This is a genomic window from Streptomyces sp. VRA16 Mangrove soil (genome assembly GCF_017377775.1).
Taxonomy (GTDB): Bacteria; Actinomycetota; Actinomycetes; order Streptomycetales; family Streptomycetaceae; genus Streptomyces.
This window is the reverse complement of record NZ_JAFVLN010000019.1, coordinates 118674-133266: the sequence shown is the minus strand read 5'-3', so window position 1 is coordinate 133266 and position 14593 is coordinate 118674. Positions and strand designations below refer to the sequence as shown.

The following is a 14593-nucleotide window of genomic DNA, read 5'->3' as shown; positions in this document are numbered from 1 at the left end:
ACGAGCAGCACTGTGCCTGAGTGCCTGGGTCCGCCCCACAAGATCGTGCAGTCAGAGTAGGGGGCCCTTGTGCACGAGGACGCCGTGGGCCCTGCAAACGGTTCGGCCGGGGCGGTCCGGGCCACGTACCCTGTCCTGTTGTGCCGAACGCCAATGAAGACAACGCCAGTGCCCTGAGCGAGGTGCAGCGCCGCGCCGTCAGCGAGCTGCTGCGGGTTTCGCCTGTCGCAGACGACCTCGCCCGCCGATTTCAGGAGGCCGGGTTCTCCCTCGCCCTGGTCGGCGGCTCGGTTCGCGACGCACTGCTCGGCCGGCTCGGCAACGATCTGGACTTCACCACGGACGCGCGTCCCGAGGACGTGCTGAAGATCGTCCGTCCCTGGGCCGACGCGGTCTGGGAGGTCGGGATCGCGTTCGGCACTGTCGGATGCCAGAAGAACGGCCGGGTCGAGGGCGTCGACCAGGTCTTCGAGATCGAGGTCACGACGTACCGCTCCGAGGCGTACGACCGCGCCTCCCGCAAGCCGGAGGTGTCGTACGGCGACTCGATCGAGGAAGACCTCGTCCGGCGCGACTTCACGGTGAACGCGATGGCGGTCGCGCTCCCGGAGAAGGACTTCATCGACCCGCACGGCGGTCTTGAGGACCTGGCCGAGCGCGTTCTGCGGACCCCCGGCACTCCCGAGGACTCCTTCTCCGACGACCCGCTGCGGATGATGCGGGCCGCCCGCTTCGCCGCGCAGCTGGACTTCGAGGTGGCCCCCGACGTCGTCACCGCGATGACGGAGATGGCGGGGCGCATCGAGATCGTCTCCGCCGAGCGCGTCCGGGACGAGCTCAACAAGCTGATCCTCTCCGCGCACCCGCGCAAGGGCCTCACCCTGCTCGTCGACACCGGCCTGGCCGACCACGTCCTGCCCGAGCTGCCCGCCCTGCGCCTGGAGCGCGACGAGCACCACCGGCACAAGGACGTCTACGACCACACGCTGATCGTCCTGGAGCAGGCGATGGCGCTGGAGACCGACGGGCCCGATCTGACGCTGCGACTCGCGGCGCTGCTGCACGACATCGGCAAGCCGCGCACGCGCCGCTTCGAGAAGGACGGCCGGGTCTCCTTCCACCACCACGAGGTGGTCGGCTCCAAGATGACGAAGAAGCGCATGACGGCGCTCAAGTACTCCAACGAGCTCGTGAAGGACGTCTCACGCCTCGTCGAGCTGCACCTGCGCTTCCACGGCTACGGCACCGGCGAGTGGACGGACTCGGCCGTGCGCCGCTATGTGCGGGACGCCGGGCCGCTCCTGTCCCGGCTGCACAAGCTGACCCGTTCCGACTGCACGACCCGCAACAAGCGCAAGGCGAACACGCTGTCCCGGGCGTACGACGGTCTTGAGGAGCGCATCGAGCGCCTTGCGGAGCAGGAGGAGCTGGACTCGATCCGCCCGGACCTCGACGGCAACCAGATCATGGAGATCCTGGGCGTGGGCCCGGGGCCGGTGATCGGCCAGGCCTACAAGTTCCTGCTGGAGCTCCGGCTGGAGAACGGGCCGATGGAGCACGACGCGGCGGTCACGGCACTCAAGGAATGGTGGGCCGGGCAGTCGCAGGACTGACCTCTTGTACGGCGGCCGGGGTGTTGTTTCACGTGAAACAACACCCCGGTTCGTCTGTCCGGGAGGGTCGTTGTTTCACGTGAAACAACGACGCATCGCCAGCGCGACGCCGGCATAGACGGCCGCAACCAGCACCACGAGCGGGACCGAGCGCCCGTCCGGCGGCAGCATCAGGGCCGCCACCCCGGCTGCGCCGACGAACGAGGCGTTGAACAGGACGTCGTAGACGGAGAAGATCCGCCCGCGGAAGCCGTCGTCGATGGAGGACTGCACGACGGTGTCGGTGGCGATCTTCGCTCCCTGTGTCGTGAGCCCCAGCACGAACGCGGCCACCATGACCGGACCCGGTTCAAAGGAGAGCCCCAGGGCGAGCTCCAGAACGGCGGCGGCACCGGCGCAGATCGCGATCCAGCCGCCCGGCCCGAAACGCCCCGCGGCGGCCGGGGTGATGACGGCGGCGACGAAGAACCCGGCCCCCGAGATCCCCACAGCCAGGCCGAGCAGGGCCAGCCCCCGGGAGTCCGTCGTCGACCATGCGTACCGGCACAGCATCAGCACCATGACGAGCAGGGCGCCGTAGCAGAACCGCATCGCCGTTATCGCGGCCAGGGCGCGCGCCGCGGAGGGACGGGAGGCGAGGTGCCGTACGCCGGACACCAGATCCCGGACCGCGCCGGACAGAGCCGCTTTGAGGCGCGGGCGCACCAACTCCGGGTCGGGCCCGAGGAGCTGTACGTCCATGGGGAGCGACGCCAGTGCAGCGCAGAGGTACAGGAAGGCGCCGACCAGGACGACGGCGGCGTCGGAGTCCGAGGCGACGATCCGGACCGCGAAGGCCAGTCCGCCGCCGAGGGTCGCGGCGAGCGTTCCTGCGGTCGGTGAGAGCGAGTTGGCGACGACGAGGCGGTCGTCGTCCACGACGCGCGGGAGCGCGGCCGAGAGCCCCGACAGCACGAACCGGTTGACCGCGGTGACGCAGAGAGCGGAGGCGTAGAAGAGCCAGTCCGGTGCATGGCTGAGCATCAGGACTGCCGTCGCGGAGGCGAGCAGGACGCGCAGCAGGTTCCCGTAGAGGAAGACCTGCCGGCGGCGCCAGCGGTCCAGCAGGACGCCCGCGAAGGGCCCCACGAGCGAGTAGGGCAGCAGCAGAACGGCCATGGCGGAGGCGATCGCCGCGGGGGAGGTCTGCTTCTCCGGGGAGAAGACGACGTACGTGGCGAGCGCGACCTGGTACACGCCGTCCGCGCCCTGGGAGAGCAGCCGCAGCGTGAGCAGACGCCGGAAGTCGCGCAGGCGCAGCAGGACGCGCAGGTCACGGACGACAGCCATGGAGCACAGCCTCACATACGAGGAAGGCCCCCGGCCGCACGACGTGTGCGATCCGGGGGCCTCAACAGCCTTCGGTCGACGGGTGTTTCACGTGAAACACCCGGCTCGGCCGTCAGGAGTGGTCGGAGCTCAGCGCTCGACCTCGCCCTTGATGAACTTCTCGACGTTCTCGAAGGCCTCGTCGTCGAAGTACTGAACCGGCGGGGACTTCATGAAGTAGGACGACGCGGAGAGGATCGGGCCACCGATGCCGCGGTCCTTGGCGATCTTCGCGGCGCGCAGGGCGTCGATGATGACACCCGCGGAGTTCGGGGAGTCCCAGACCTCGAGCTTGTACTCCAGGTTCAGCGGGACCTCACCGAAGGCGCGGCCCTCGAGGCGGACGTACGCCCACTTGCGGTCGTCGAGCCATGCGACGTAGTCGGACGGGCCGATGTGGACGTTCTTCTCGCCCAGCTCGCGGTCGCGGATCTGGGAGGTGACGGCCTGGGTCTTCGAGATCTTCTTCGACTCGAGGCGGTCACGCTCGAGCATGTTCTTGAAGTCCATGTTGCCGCCGACGTTGAGCTGCATGGTGCGCTCAAGACGGACACCGCGGTCCTCGAACAGCTTCGCCATCACGCGGTGCGTGATGGTGGCGCCGACCTGGGACTTGATGTCGTCACCGACGATCGGGACACCGGCCTCGGTGAACTTGTCGGCCCACTCCTTGGTGCCGGCGATGAAGACCGGAAGGGCGTTGACGAAGGCGACCTTGGCGTCGATGGCGCACTGGGCGTAGAACTTCGCCGCGTCCTCGGAACCGACGGGCAGGTAGCAGACGAGAACGTCGACCTGCTTGTCCTTGAGGATCTGGACGACGTCGACGGGGGCCTCGGCGGACTCCTCGATCGTCTCGCGGTAGTACTTGCCCAGACCGTCGAGCGTGTGACCACGCTGGACCTGGACGCCCGTGTTCGGCACGTCGCAGATCTTGATGGTGTTGTTCTCGGAGGCGCCGATGGCGTCCGCGAGGTCGAGGCCGACCTTCTTCGCGTCGACGTCGAACGCGGCGACGAACTCGACGTCACCGACGTGGTAGTCGCCGAACTGGACGTGCATGAGGCCGGGGACCTTGGTCTCCGGGTCAGCGTCCTTGTAGAACTCGACGCCCTGCACCAGCGAGGCGGCGCAGTTGCCCACGCCGACGATGGCTACGCGAACCGAACCCATTCCGGTTGCTCCCTGTGTGTACTGGTGAAGTCCTGAGCGGACTTCACATGGCGGTGTCGTCGGACGGATCCGGCCGGGTGCTGTCCCGGTGCCGGGGCAGGCCGCCCGTCTCTCCAGATGTGTCCTGCTGAGCTGCGCCCCCCGGACCGGACCTTCGCTGGTCCCGGCCCGCGCGCTCGCTCTCGATCAGCTCGTTCAGCCAGCGCACTTCGCGCTCCACGGACTCCATTCCGTGCCGCTGCAGCTCGAGCGTGTAGTCGTCCAGGCGCTCCCGCGTGCGGGCGAAGGAGAGGCGCATCTTTTCCAGGCGCTCCTCCAGCCGGCTGCGACGGCCCTCGAGGACGCGCATCCGCACGTCGCGCGACGTCTGCCCGAAAAAGGCGAATCGCGCGGCGAAGTGCTCGTCCTCGTACGCATCGGGACCGGTCTGCGAGAGCAGGTCCTCGAAGTGCTCCTTACCTTCCGCCGTCAACCGATAGACGATCTTGGCGCGACGCCCTGCGAGTGGTGCTGCAGCGGCATCGGCGGGACCTGTGCCCGGTTCCTCGATCAACCAGCCGTTGGCGACCAGCGTCTTGAGGCAGGGGTACAGCGTCCCGTAACTGAAGGCACGGAAGACCCCCAGCGACGTATTGAGTCGTTTGCGCAGCTCATAGCCGTGCATCGGGGACTCGCGGAGCAGTCCGAGGACGGCGAATTCGAGAATGCCGGAGCGTCTGCTCATCGTCGCCTCCTCACTCTCGCGGTCCCATGTATCGACTCTTTATGTCGTGCTGATGTATCGACTCGATACATCCCGACGATAGAACGGGCCTGCGACTGCGGCAAGAGGGATCACGGTGAACGGCGTCACATCACCGATTAGCACGAGGCAACTTGCCTGATTTGGGGTGAACTTCGGCCCTAGGAAGGTTTTGACGGTGCGTAGTCTGTCCGCCATGCAGACCACCGGGAGCCGAGTGACGCCTGGGGGCGTCGTCGTCCCCGGTGTAGTACGGGTGAGCGCGGGAGGGTGCTCGTTCGTACTTCGGGGGGGACCGGAAACCAGCCGCCGTTTCCAGGCGCGCGAGGCCGCGCCTGCCCGAGGAGTAGTCGTTCGATGAGCGAGCATCGTCGCAAACCGCCGCAGCCGCAGGGCGGCGGGCGCGCCGCGGCCCGTCGCGGAGCGTCCGGAACACCGTCGGGCCGCCGCGCGGCACCGCGTGGCGCCTCCGGTTCGCCGTCCGCTTCCTACGGCGCCCCGAGTTCATCGGGTTCGCACGGGAGTGAGGGCGAGGACCGCCCATGGGGCGGTCGCGCGGAAGCGCGCCGTGCGGCCCAGCGCAGTGGCAGTACCGGAGGAAGGCGCAGAGGCCCTGACGGCGGCGCAGGCCGCGGTGGAGCCGGTGGTGGCGGCCGTCGCGGCGGCGGTGGCTCCGGTGGGCCGAACGGTCCCGGGCGCGGCAGGGGCCGCGGCTCCGGCCGACCGGAGAAGAAGAGGTTCATCGACTACCCGCGCGCCTACAAGGACGGGTGGCGTCGCTGGGTCCCGTCGTGGCGACTGGTGACGGGCATGGGCGTCGGGTTCTTCGGCAGCCTGATGGTCGCGGCGGGTATCGCCTACGCGATGGTGGGCGTGCCCCAGATGGCCGACACCGCCAAGGCCCAGAACAACGTCTACTACTGGGCGGACGGGACCCAGATGGTCGCGACCGGTGGTGAGACCAACCGGCAGATCATCAACTACGCGGACATCCCGAAGTCGATGCGCTACGCCGTCATGTCGGCGGAGAACAAGACGTTCGAGAGCGACAAGGGCGTCGACCCCATGGGCATCGCCCGCGCCGTGTTCAACATGGCCAAGGGCGGTGAGACACAGGGCGGGTCGACGATCACCCAGCAGTACGTGAAGAACGCGATGCTGGACGACCAGTCCCAGACGGTCTCCCGAAAGCTCAAGGAACTGTTCGTCTCCATAAAGGTCGGCCAGACGGTCAACAAGGAGACGATCATGGCCGGCTACCTCAACACCGCGTACTACGGACGAGGCGCCTACGGAATCCAGGCCGCGGCGCGCACCTACTTCGACAAGAACGCGTCCGACCTGAGCCCGAGCCAGACCGCCTTCCTCGCCTCCGTCCTCAAGGGCGCGACGTACTTCGACCCCGCGGGAGCGCCGGAGATCGACCCGGTCAACGCGACCAGGGAGAAGAACACGAAGCGGGCCAAGGAGCGGTGGGCCTGGATCCTCGGTGAAGAGGTGAAGGACGGCCGTCTGTCCGCGACGGACCGTGACAAGTACCTGAAGGCCGGGTTCCCCCACCTGCAGAGCCCGCGCTCCAACGCCCAGCTGGGTGGCCAGATCGGCTATCTCGTCGACCTGGCCAAGGCGTACGTCATCAACAACAGCAACGGGAACATCAGCGCCGACGACCTGCAGAAGGGCGGCTACGAGATCCACACCACCTTCGACAGGAAGAAGGTGAACGAGCTCGAGGCCGCCGTGAAGAAGGTCCGCAAGGAGAGCATCAAGCCGGACCAGCGGGACAAGGACAAGTACGTCCAGTTCGGCGGGGCCTCGGTGAACCCCAAGACCGGAGCGATCGAGGCCATCTACGGCGGCGCCGACGCGACGAAGCACTTCACCAACAACGCCGACGTGACGGGCGCCCAGGTCGGCTCGACCTTCAAGCCGTTCGTGCTGGCGGCCGCCTTCAAGTACGGCGTGAAGGACCCGGACCAGAGCAGCGACCAGCCCGAGAGCGCGCGCACCATCGTCTCGCCGAAGAGTCTCTACAGCGGCAAGAACAAGCTGAAGATCAAGAACTACGACGGCACGGTCTGGACGGACAAGGAGGGCAAGGAGTGGCTGCAGACCAACGACGGTGGCGCTTCCTACAACCCCCCGAGCTACCAGATCGACCTGCGTGAGGCGATGCGGGAGTCCGTGAACTCCGCCTATGTGCAGCTGGGCATGGATGTCGGCCTGGACAAGGTGAAGGAGTCCGCCCTGAGCGCGGGTCTCCTGGAGAACAGCTTCGCCAGCGCCAACTACCCGTCCTTCTCCCTCGGCACCTCCGACCCGAGCGCGATCCGGATGGCCGGTGCCTACGCCACCTTCGCGACCAGCGGTCAGCAGAACGACCCGTTCTCGGTGTCGTCCGTCGACCTCAAGGGCGACACGATCTACCGGCACGAATCGAAGCCGAAGCGGGCCTTCGACCCGAAGGTCGCGGACAACGTCACCGATGTCCTCAAGACCGTCGTCGACAAGGGCACCGGTACGGCGGCGAAGCTGCCGGGCCGCGACGTGGCCGGCAAGACCGGTACCACCGACGGCAACAAGTCCGCCTGGTTCGTGGGCTACACCAAGCAGCTGTCCACCGCGATCACGATGTACCGGATGGACGACAACGAGAACTCCAAGAACCGGAAGTTCCTCGAGATGTACGGAACGGGTGGCCAGGAGAAGATCCACGGCGCCTCGTTCCCGGCCCAGATCTGGCACGACTACATGGCCAAGGCGATGTCCGGCCAGCCCTACGAGTCCTTCGAGACGCCGGAGTCCATCGGCAAGGTGGTCGGTGCGACCCCGAGCCCGACGCCGACGCCGACCGTGAGCAGCTCGCCGTCCTCGTCCCCCACGGCGTCCCCGACCCCGAGCCAGTCGTCGACGGGCCCCTCGCCGTCGACCACGCAGTCGTGCAGCAAGTGGGACTGGAACTGCAGCACCGGCGGCGCCACGGGCGGTACGAACGGTGGCACGACGGACGGCGGAACGTCGTCGTCGCCCTCGCCCACCGAGTCCACGGCCAACGGGAACTCCCGAGGCAATGGAAACGGAGGCCTCTTCGGAGGAACCGGCTAGCCCGCTCCACGACCACGCAGCGTGTTTCACGTGAAACGCTGCGTGGCCCACGGCGGTCGAGGGCCGTCGCACCGATCGGGTGCGGCGGCCCTCGCCCCGTTCTCAGCCTCGTACGGCAGGATGTGCGGCATGCCCAGTGCAGAGACGACGCGCGTGAACCCGCAGCAGCCGGATCCGGTACGACCGACCAGAGAGGACGAGGTCGCCGCGGCCGGCAGCGAGTTCATCGGTGGACCCATCGGGCGGCGAGCGCTGCTCGGCTCCTCCTGGTGGACCCCTGTACGTGTCATCGCGCTCGTCATGATCGGCATGTTCGCGCTCGGCATGGTGCAGAAGTTCCCCTGCTACGACGGCGCCTGGTTCTTCGGGGCCAGCTCCCAGTACACGCACGCGTGCTACTCGGACATCCCGCACCTCTACCAGGGACGCGGTTTCGCCGACGGGCTCGTGCCGTACTTCGACAAGCTCTCCGGCGACATGGACTATCTCGAGTACCCGGTGCTCACCGGTGTGTTCATGGAGGTCGCCGCGTGGCTGACGCCCGGCGGCGGCTCCATCCAGCACCAGGAGCAGGTGTACTGGATGGTCAACGCCGGGATGCTGATGATCTGCGCCGCGATCATCGCCGTCTGTGTGACCAGGACGCACCGCAGGCGCCCCTGGGACGGCCTCCTGGTCGCTCTGGCGCCCGCGTTCGCCCTGACCTCCACCATCAACTGGGATCTCTTCGCCGTGGCTCTCACGGCCGCTGCGATGCTCATGTGGTCACGGGGCCGTGCGCTCGCCTTCGGCGTGCTGCTGGGGCTCGCGACGGCGGCGAAGCTCTATCCCTTCCTGCTGCTCGGTCCGCTGCTGGTGCTGTGCTGGCGGGCGGGCAAGTGGCGGGAGTTCTGGGTGGCGACGGCCGGTGCGGTCGTCTCGTGGCTCGTCGTGAACCTGCCGGTGATGATCCTGGCGCCCGAGGGCTGGTCGAAGTTCTACCGGTTCAGCCAGGAGCGCGGGGTCGACTTCGGCTCCTTCTGGCTGATCATCTCCCAGCACATGGACTCACCGCTCGACACGCACGTGGTCAACACCCTGGCCACGGCGCTGATGGTGCTGGCCTGCCTGGGCGTCGCGGCCCTGACACTCACCGCCCCGCGCCGGCCGCGCTTCGCGCAGCTCGTCTTCCTGGTGATCGCCGCGTTCATCCTCACCAACAAGGTCTACTCGCCGCAGTACGTGCTCTGGCTGATCCCGCTCGCCGCCCTCGCCCGGCCCAAGTGGCGGGACTTCCTGATCTGGCAGGCGTGCGAGGTCGCGTACTTCCTGGGGATCTGGCTCTACCTCGCCTACACGACCAGCGGCGACAAGCACCAGGGCCTGCCGACCGCGGGCTACCAACTGGCCATCGCCGTGCATCTGGTGGGCACGCTGTACCTGTGCGCCGTCATCGTGCGGGACATCTGGCTGCCCGAGCGGGACGTGGTGCGGCGCACCGGGGACGACGATCCGTCCGGCGGCGTACTGGACGGCGCGACGGACGTCTTCGTCCTCGGGTACGCCGCCCATCCCCCGCGGCACGCCGCCCATGACTGGGAGCAGCCGCCGGCGGTGGACTGGGGCAAGGAGCCCGGCGGTTCACTCTGAGCGAACGTGGACGAGGCAAGGCGGGCCGGGCACCGAAAAGGTGCCCGGCCCGCCTTGTCCGTACAGGGTGTGAAAGACCGCCTCAGCGGTCCGCGACCTCAGCGGTCCACGATGCGGTCGAACTGGGTGGTGGTGTGCCGCAGATGGGCCACCAGCTCCTCGCCGACCTTCGGCTCGGGCGCGTCCGACGGCACGAACAGGATCGACACCTGCATGTGCGGCGGCTCGGCGAACCAGCGCTGCTTGCCCGCCCAGACGAACGGGGCGAGGTTGCGGTTCACCGTCGCCAGACCGGCGCGGGCGACGCCCTTGGCGCGCGGCATGACGCCGTGCAGCGCCTTCGGGGCCTCCAGGCCCACACCGTGCGACGTACCGCCCGCCACGACCACCAGCCAGCCGTCGGAGGCCGTCTTCTGCTGCCGGTAGCCGAAGCGGTCGCCCTTGGCGACGCGCGTGACGTCCAGGACGGCACCGCGGTACTCGGTCGCCTCGTGGTCGCCCAGCCACAGCCGCGTACCGATGCGCGCGCGGAAGCGGGTCTGCGGGAACTGCTGCTGCAGCCGCGCCAGTTCCTCGGCCTTGAGGTGGCTGACGAACATGGTGTGCAGCGGGAGGCGGGCCGCACGCAGTCGGTCCATCCAGCCGATGACCTCCTCGACGGCGTCCGAGCCGTCGGTGCGGTCCAGCGGCAGGTGGATCGCGAAGCCCTCCAGACGCACGTCCTGGATGGCGTGGGCGAGCTGCGGCAGGTCCTGCTCGGTCACGCCGTGGCGCTTCATCGAGGACATGACCTCGACGACGACGCGGGCGCCGACCAGGCCGTGCACCCCGTCCACGGAGGAGACGGAGCGGATGACGCGATCGGGCAGCGGAACCGGTTCTTCGCCGCGCCGGAACGGAGTCAGGACCAGCAGGTCACCGCTGAACCAGTCCTTGATCCGGGCGGCTTCGTACGTGGTCCCGACGGCGAGGATGTCGGAGCCGAGGCGCGTGGCCTCCTCCGCCAGCCGTTCGTGGCCGAAGCCGTAGCCGTTGCCCTTGCAGACGGGGACGAGCCCCGGGAACTGCTCGAATACGTGCTTGTGGTGTGCCCGCCAGCGCGCGGTGTCGACGTAGAGCGTGAGCGCCATGGCCGGTCCCGGAACCTTTCTCGTGGCTGCGGTGGAGCAGAGGTATGAAGAATTCTTGAAGCTACGTGAATTGTGCCGGGTCCGCCGAGCAAGCGGAGCGGTAAGCACCGGAACGGCCCGTTCGAGGGGCCGGTTCCGGCCTGCGGTCAGCGCCGCGACATGTAGATGTCGAGCGCCTTGTGCAGCAGCTTGTTCAGCGGGAAGTCCCACTCGCCGAGGTACTCGGCCGCCTGGCCGCCGGTGCCGACCTTGAACTGGATCAGGCCGAAGAGGTGATCGGTCTCGTCCAGCGAGTCGGAGATGCCGCGCAGGTCGTAGACGGTGGCACCGAGCGCGTACGAGTCGCGGAGCATCCGCCACTGCATCGCGTTCGACGGCCGGACCTCGCGGCCGATGTTGTCGGAGGCGCCGTAGGAGTACCAGACGTGCCCGCCGACGACGAGCATCGTCGCGGCGGAGAGGTTCACTCCGTTGTGGCGCGCGAAGTAGAGCCGCATCCGGTTGGGGTCCTCGGAGTTGAGGGCTGTCCACATGCGCTGGAAGTACGAGAGCGGACGCGGCCGGAAGTGGTCGCGGACCGCCGTGATCTCGTACAGGCGCTGCCACTCGGCGAGGTCCTGGTAACCGCCCTGGACGACCTCGACACCGGCCTTCTCGGCCTTCTTGATGTTGCGGCGCCACAGCTGGTTGAAGTTCTTGTGGACCTCTTCCAGGGAGCGGTTGGCGAGCGGCACCTGGAAGACGTAGCGCGGCTGGACGTCGCCGAAGCCGGCGCCGCCGTCCTCGCCCTGCTGCCAGCCCATGCGGCGCAGCTTGTCGGCCACCTCGAAGGCGCGCGGCTCGATGAAGTCCGCCTCGATGTCGCGCAGTCGCTTCACATCGGGGTTCTGGATGCCGGCCTTGATGGAGGGGGCGTCCCAGCGGCGGATGATGACCGGCGGGCCCATCTTCACGGAGAAGGCGCCCTGCTGCTTGAGGTGCGCCAGCATCGGGCGCAGCCACTCCTCCAGGTTCGGGGCGTACCAGTTGATCACCGGGCCCTCGGGGAGGTACGCGAGATAGCGCTTGATCTTGGGCAGCTGGCGGTACAGGACGAGGCCCGCGCCGACCATCTCGCCGGTCTTGTCGTCGAACCAGCCCAGGCTCTCGGAGCGCCACTCCGCCTTCACATCTGCCCATGCGGGGACCTGCATGTGGCTCGCCGACGGCAGGCTCTGGATGTACGCCAGATGCTGCTCTCGGCTGATGGTCCTCAGGGTCAGGCTCATTCGGGGCGCTCCTCGGGCTGGTGTGTCCCCATGGGTACAGGGGCTCCGGCTCTCGCGCCGAAGCCTACTGCGCCCCGTGAGCGCCCCGACTGGCCGTATGGAAGGTAAGCCTTCGCGGGCCCCCGGCCTCAGCCGATGACCCCGCCGAACAGGCCTCCGTGAGCCATGCCGATGAAGAAGCCGACCGCCGACGCTCCCAGGCCCAGGATCAGGCCGAATCGTTCACGGGTCGTCTCCGAGACGAACTGTCCGTACGCCCCCGTGAGGATCCCGACGAGGCCGGTCCAGGAGCTGAGGAGATGAAGGCCGGGCCAGATCGAGGAGATGATCGCCACCGCCCCGAGCACCGCGGTCACCGCGAGCAGGGTGTCGGGGAGCGGATGGGACTTCCCGTCGGTGGCCAAGAGAGAGCCGGCGGTCGTGCTGTTCGGTCGCATTGCCTGTGCCATGAGGGCACCTCCTGCGGAAGGCGGCGCATCGTAGCGCCATACACACCCGATGTGTCCAGATTGAGGCCGTCCACTGTCGGATTTCAACCGGAAGCCGAGGTGCAGGTAGTCTGTACCGTCTGCATTGGTGTCTGCCCACATCCCGACGAGGGATGCATACCCACTGATCTGCACGGTTCTCCTCCGGAGGCCGGATTGTCAGTGGCGGCGGATACCGTTGCTCACGCATAACAACCCTCCTGCCACGGAACGACCGTGGCCGCTGAGTCCAAAGGAGGTGGGTTCCACATGCGTCACTACGAGGTGATGGTCATCCTCGACCCCGATCTGGAGGAGCGCGCTGTCGCCCCCCTGATCGAGAACTTCCTCTCCGTCGTCCGTGAGGGCAACGGAAAGGTCGAGAAGGTCGACACCTGGGGCCGTCGTCGTCTCTCGTACGAGATCAAGAAGAAGCCCGAGGGCATCTACTCGGTCATCGACCTGCAGGCCGAGCCTGCGGTCGTCAAGGAGCTCGACCGCCAGATGAACCTGAACGAGTCGGTCCTCCGGACCAAGGTCCTCCGTCCCGAGACCCACTGAACTTCCTAGTTCAGCGGTACTCGGGTTTCGAGTAGCAGCAAGCAGTCCGCAGCAAACCCGCCGAGAGGTACCCCATGGCAGGCGAGACCGTCATCACGGTCGTCGGCAATCTTGTCGACGACCCCGAGCTGCGCTTCACCCCCTCCGGTGCGGCGGTCGCGAAGTTCCGTGTCGCGTCCACTCCCCGCACCTTCGACCGGCAGACCAATGAGTGGAAGGACGGCGAGAGCCTGTTCCTGACCTGCTCGGTCTGGCGTCAGGCGGCGGAGAACGTCGCGGAGTCGCTCCAGCGAGGCATGCGCGTCATCGTGCAGGGCCGGCTGAAGCAGCGGTCCTACGAGGACCGTGAGGGCGTCAAGCGCACGGTCTACGAGCTGGACGTCGAGGAAGTCGGCGCCAGCCTCCGCAGCGCCACGGCCAAGGTCACCAAGACCTCTGGCGGCGGCCGCAGTGGTGGCCAGGGCGGCTACGGCGGTGGCGGTGGCGGCCAGCAGGGCGGCGGCTGGAGCGGTGGCTCCGGCGGCGGTCAGCAGCAGGGTGGCGGCGGTGCTCCCGCCGACGACCCCTGGGCGACCGGTGCGCCGGCCGGCGGCGGCCAGCAGGGCGGCGGCGGTGGCGGCTGGGGCGGAAGCTCCGGCGGCTCCGGCGGCGGCTACTCGGACGAGCCCCCCTTCTAGGGAGCACTCCCTTCAGGGACGGGCTCGCACCCCAAACTTCTTGATCACACAGGAGAAACACCATGGCGAAGCCGCCTGTGCGCAAGCCTAAGAAGAAGGTCTGCGCGTTCTGCAAGGACAAGGTCACGTACGTGGACTACAAGGACACGAACATGCTGCGGAAGTTCATTTCCGACCGCGGCAAGATCCGTGCCCGCCGCGTGACCGGCAACTGCACGCAGCACCAGCGTGACGTCGCCACGGCCGTCAAGAACAGCCGTGAGATGGCGCTGCTGCCCTACACGTCCACCGCGCGATAAGGGAAGGGTGACCGAAAAATGAAGATCATCCTGACCCACGAGGTCTCTGGCCTCGGCACCGCCGGTGACGTCGTCGACGTCAAGGACGGGTACGCCCGCAACTACCTGGTCCCGCGTGGCTTTGCCATCCGCTGGACCAAGGGTGGCGAGCAGGACGTGGCGCAGATCCGCCGCGCCCGCAAGATCCACGAGATCGCGACGATCGAGCAGGCCAACGAGGTCAAGGCCAAGCTCGAGGGCGTCAAGGTCCGTCTGGCCGTTCGCTCCGGCGACGCCGGTCGTCTCTTCGGTTCCGTCACCCAGGCCGACGTCGCTTCGGCGATCGAGACCGCCGGTGGCCCGAAGGTCGACAAGCGCCGCGTCGAGCTGGGCGCGCCGATCAAGACGCTGGGCGCCCACGAGGCGACCGTGCGTCTGCACCCCGAGGTTGCCGCCAAGGTCAACGTCGAGGTCGTCGCTGCCTGAGCACTGCCCTGAGCAGCGCTGAAGCGAATGTGGGGCCGCACCCTCCGGGGTGCGGCCCCACACGCTTGTCACGCGTTCTGTTTCCCGTTTCACGTG

13 protein-coding genes are annotated in these 14593 nt (G+C 67.9%); 7 read left to right on the top strand and 6 right to left on the bottom strand.

The window, feature by feature from the left end; all coding sequences use genetic code 11:
* Positions 1–140: 140 nt before the first annotated feature.
* Positions 141–1613, top strand: coding sequence for a CCA tRNA nucleotidyltransferase (locus tag J3486_RS36800; protein WP_207828160.1), 1473 nt, complete (start codon positions 141–143; stop codon positions 1611–1613).
* Positions 1614–1688: 75 nt separating this feature from the next.
* Here J3486_RS36800 and J3486_RS36795 read toward each other — a convergent pair whose 3' ends face one another.
* The 3 genes from J3486_RS36795 to J3486_RS36785 all read right to left on the bottom strand — a co-directional run bounded on the left by J3486_RS36795 (position 1689) and on the right by J3486_RS36785 (position 4878).
* The gene (locus tag J3486_RS36795) at positions 1689–2942 is read right to left on the bottom strand and encodes an MFS transporter (protein WP_207828159.1); all 1254 of its coding nucleotides are present in this window, start codon (positions 2940–2942) and stop codon (positions 1689–1691) included.
* A gap of 129 nt (positions 2943–3071) precedes the next feature.
* Positions 3072–4154, bottom strand: coding sequence for an inositol-3-phosphate synthase (locus tag J3486_RS36790; protein WP_207828158.1), 1083 nt, complete (start codon positions 4152–4154; stop codon positions 3072–3074).
* Positions 4155–4197: 43 nt separating this feature from the next.
* Positions 4198–4878, bottom strand: a complete 681-nt coding sequence (locus J3486_RS36785) for a PadR family transcriptional regulator (protein WP_207828157.1) — start codon at positions 4876–4878, stop codon at positions 4198–4200.
* Between the two features lie 375 nt (positions 4879–5253).
* On the opposite strand from J3486_RS36785, the gene J3486_RS36780 reads away from it, so the two are divergent.
* Together J3486_RS36780 and J3486_RS36775 are read left to right on the top strand one after the other, a co-directional pair.
* A complete protein-coding gene (locus J3486_RS36780) occupies positions 5254–8001 on the top strand; it encodes a transglycosylase domain-containing protein (RefSeq protein WP_207828156.1) in 2748 nt (915 codons plus the stop codon).
* Positions 8002–8121: 120 nt separating this feature from the next.
* Entirely contained in the window at positions 8122–9630 is a 1509-nt protein-coding gene (locus tag J3486_RS36775; RefSeq protein ID WP_207828155.1) for a glycosyltransferase family 87 protein, read from the top strand.
* 98 nt (positions 9631–9728) lie between these two features.
* On the opposite strand, the gene J3486_RS36770 is transcribed toward J3486_RS36775, so the two are convergent.
* The 3 genes from J3486_RS36770 to J3486_RS36760 form a co-directional block, all read right to left on the bottom strand.
* Positions 9729–10760, bottom strand: coding sequence for an alanine racemase (locus J3486_RS36770; protein WP_207828154.1), 1032 nt, complete (start codon positions 10758–10760; stop codon positions 9729–9731).
* Positions 10761–10906: 146 nt separating this feature from the next.
* The gene (femX, locus tag J3486_RS36765) at positions 10907–12028 is read right to left on the bottom strand and encodes a peptidoglycan bridge formation glycyltransferase FemX (protein ID WP_207828153.1); all 1122 of its coding nucleotides are present in this window, start codon (positions 12026–12028) and stop codon (positions 10907–10909) included.
* A 128-nt stretch (positions 12029–12156) separates the two neighbouring features.
* The gene (locus J3486_RS36760; RefSeq protein WP_207828152.1) at positions 12157–12477 is read right to left on the bottom strand and encodes a hypothetical protein; all 321 of its coding nucleotides are present in this window, start codon (positions 12475–12477) and stop codon (positions 12157–12159) included.
* A gap of 288 nt (positions 12478–12765) precedes the next feature.
* Between J3486_RS36760 and rpsF the strand changes: the two genes are divergently transcribed.
* The 4 genes from rpsF to rplI all read left to right on the top strand — a co-directional run bounded on the left by rpsF (position 12766) and on the right by rplI (position 14497).
* Entirely contained in the window at positions 12766–13056 is a 291-nt protein-coding gene (rpsF, locus tag J3486_RS36755) for a 30S ribosomal protein S6 (RefSeq protein WP_005482942.1), read from the top strand.
* A 74-nt stretch (positions 13057–13130) separates the two neighbouring features.
* Complete coding sequence (locus J3486_RS36750) at positions 13131–13733, top strand: single-stranded DNA-binding protein (protein WP_207828151.1); 603 nt, start codon at positions 13131–13133, stop codon at positions 13731–13733.
* Between the two features lie 62 nt (positions 13734–13795).
* A complete protein-coding gene (gene rpsR, locus J3486_RS36745; protein ID WP_003949403.1) occupies positions 13796–14032 on the top strand; it encodes a 30S ribosomal protein S18 in 237 nt (78 codons plus the stop codon).
* An 18-nt stretch (positions 14033–14050) separates the two neighbouring features.
* Positions 14051–14497, top strand: a complete 447-nt coding sequence (rplI, locus tag J3486_RS36740; RefSeq protein WP_207828150.1) for a 50S ribosomal protein L9 — start codon at positions 14051–14053, stop codon at positions 14495–14497.
* The last annotated feature ends 96 nt before the right edge of the window (positions 14498–14593 follow it).

What these genes read in the sequence shown, in the direction of transcription:
- J3486_RS36795 (WP_207828159.1), bottom strand. Translation starts at nt 2,942, where the DNA reads ATGGCTGTCGTCCGTGACCTGCGCGTCCTGCTGCGCCTGCGCGACTTC.
- J3486_RS36790 (WP_207828158.1), bottom strand. Translation starts at nt 4,154, where the DNA reads ATGGGTTCGGTTCGCGTAGCCATCGTCGGCGTGGGCAACTGCGCCGCC.
- J3486_RS36785 (WP_207828157.1), bottom strand. Translation starts at nt 4,878, where the DNA reads ATGAGCAGACGCTCCGGCATTCTCGAATTCGCCGTCCTCGGACTGCTC.
- J3486_RS36780 (WP_207828156.1), top strand. Translation starts at nt 5,254, where the DNA reads ATGAGCGAGCATCGTCGCAAACCGCCGCAGCCGCAGGGCGGCGGGCGC.
- J3486_RS36775 (WP_207828155.1), top strand. Translation starts at nt 8,122, where the DNA reads ATGTGCGGCATGCCCAGTGCAGAGACGACGCGCGTGAACCCGCAGCAG.
- J3486_RS36770 (WP_207828154.1), bottom strand. Translation starts at nt 10,760, where the DNA reads ATGGCGCTCACGCTCTACGTCGACACCGCGCGCTGGCGGGCACACCAC.
- femX (WP_207828153.1), bottom strand. Translation starts at nt 12,028, where the DNA reads ATGAGCCTGACCCTGAGGACCATCAGCCGAGAGCAGCATCTGGCGTAC.
- J3486_RS36760 (WP_207828152.1), bottom strand. Translation starts at nt 12,477, where the DNA reads ATGGCACAGGCAATGCGACCGAACAGCACGACCGCCGGCTCTCTCTTG.
- rpsF (WP_005482942.1), top strand. Translation starts at nt 12,766, where the DNA reads ATGCGTCACTACGAGGTGATGGTCATCCTCGACCCCGATCTGGAGGAG.
- J3486_RS36750 (WP_207828151.1), top strand. Translation starts at nt 13,131, where the DNA reads ATGGCAGGCGAGACCGTCATCACGGTCGTCGGCAATCTTGTCGACGAC.
- rpsR (WP_003949403.1), top strand. Translation starts at nt 13,796, where the DNA reads ATGGCGAAGCCGCCTGTGCGCAAGCCTAAGAAGAAGGTCTGCGCGTTC.
- rplI (WP_207828150.1), top strand. Translation starts at nt 14,051, where the DNA reads ATGAAGATCATCCTGACCCACGAGGTCTCTGGCCTCGGCACCGCCGGT.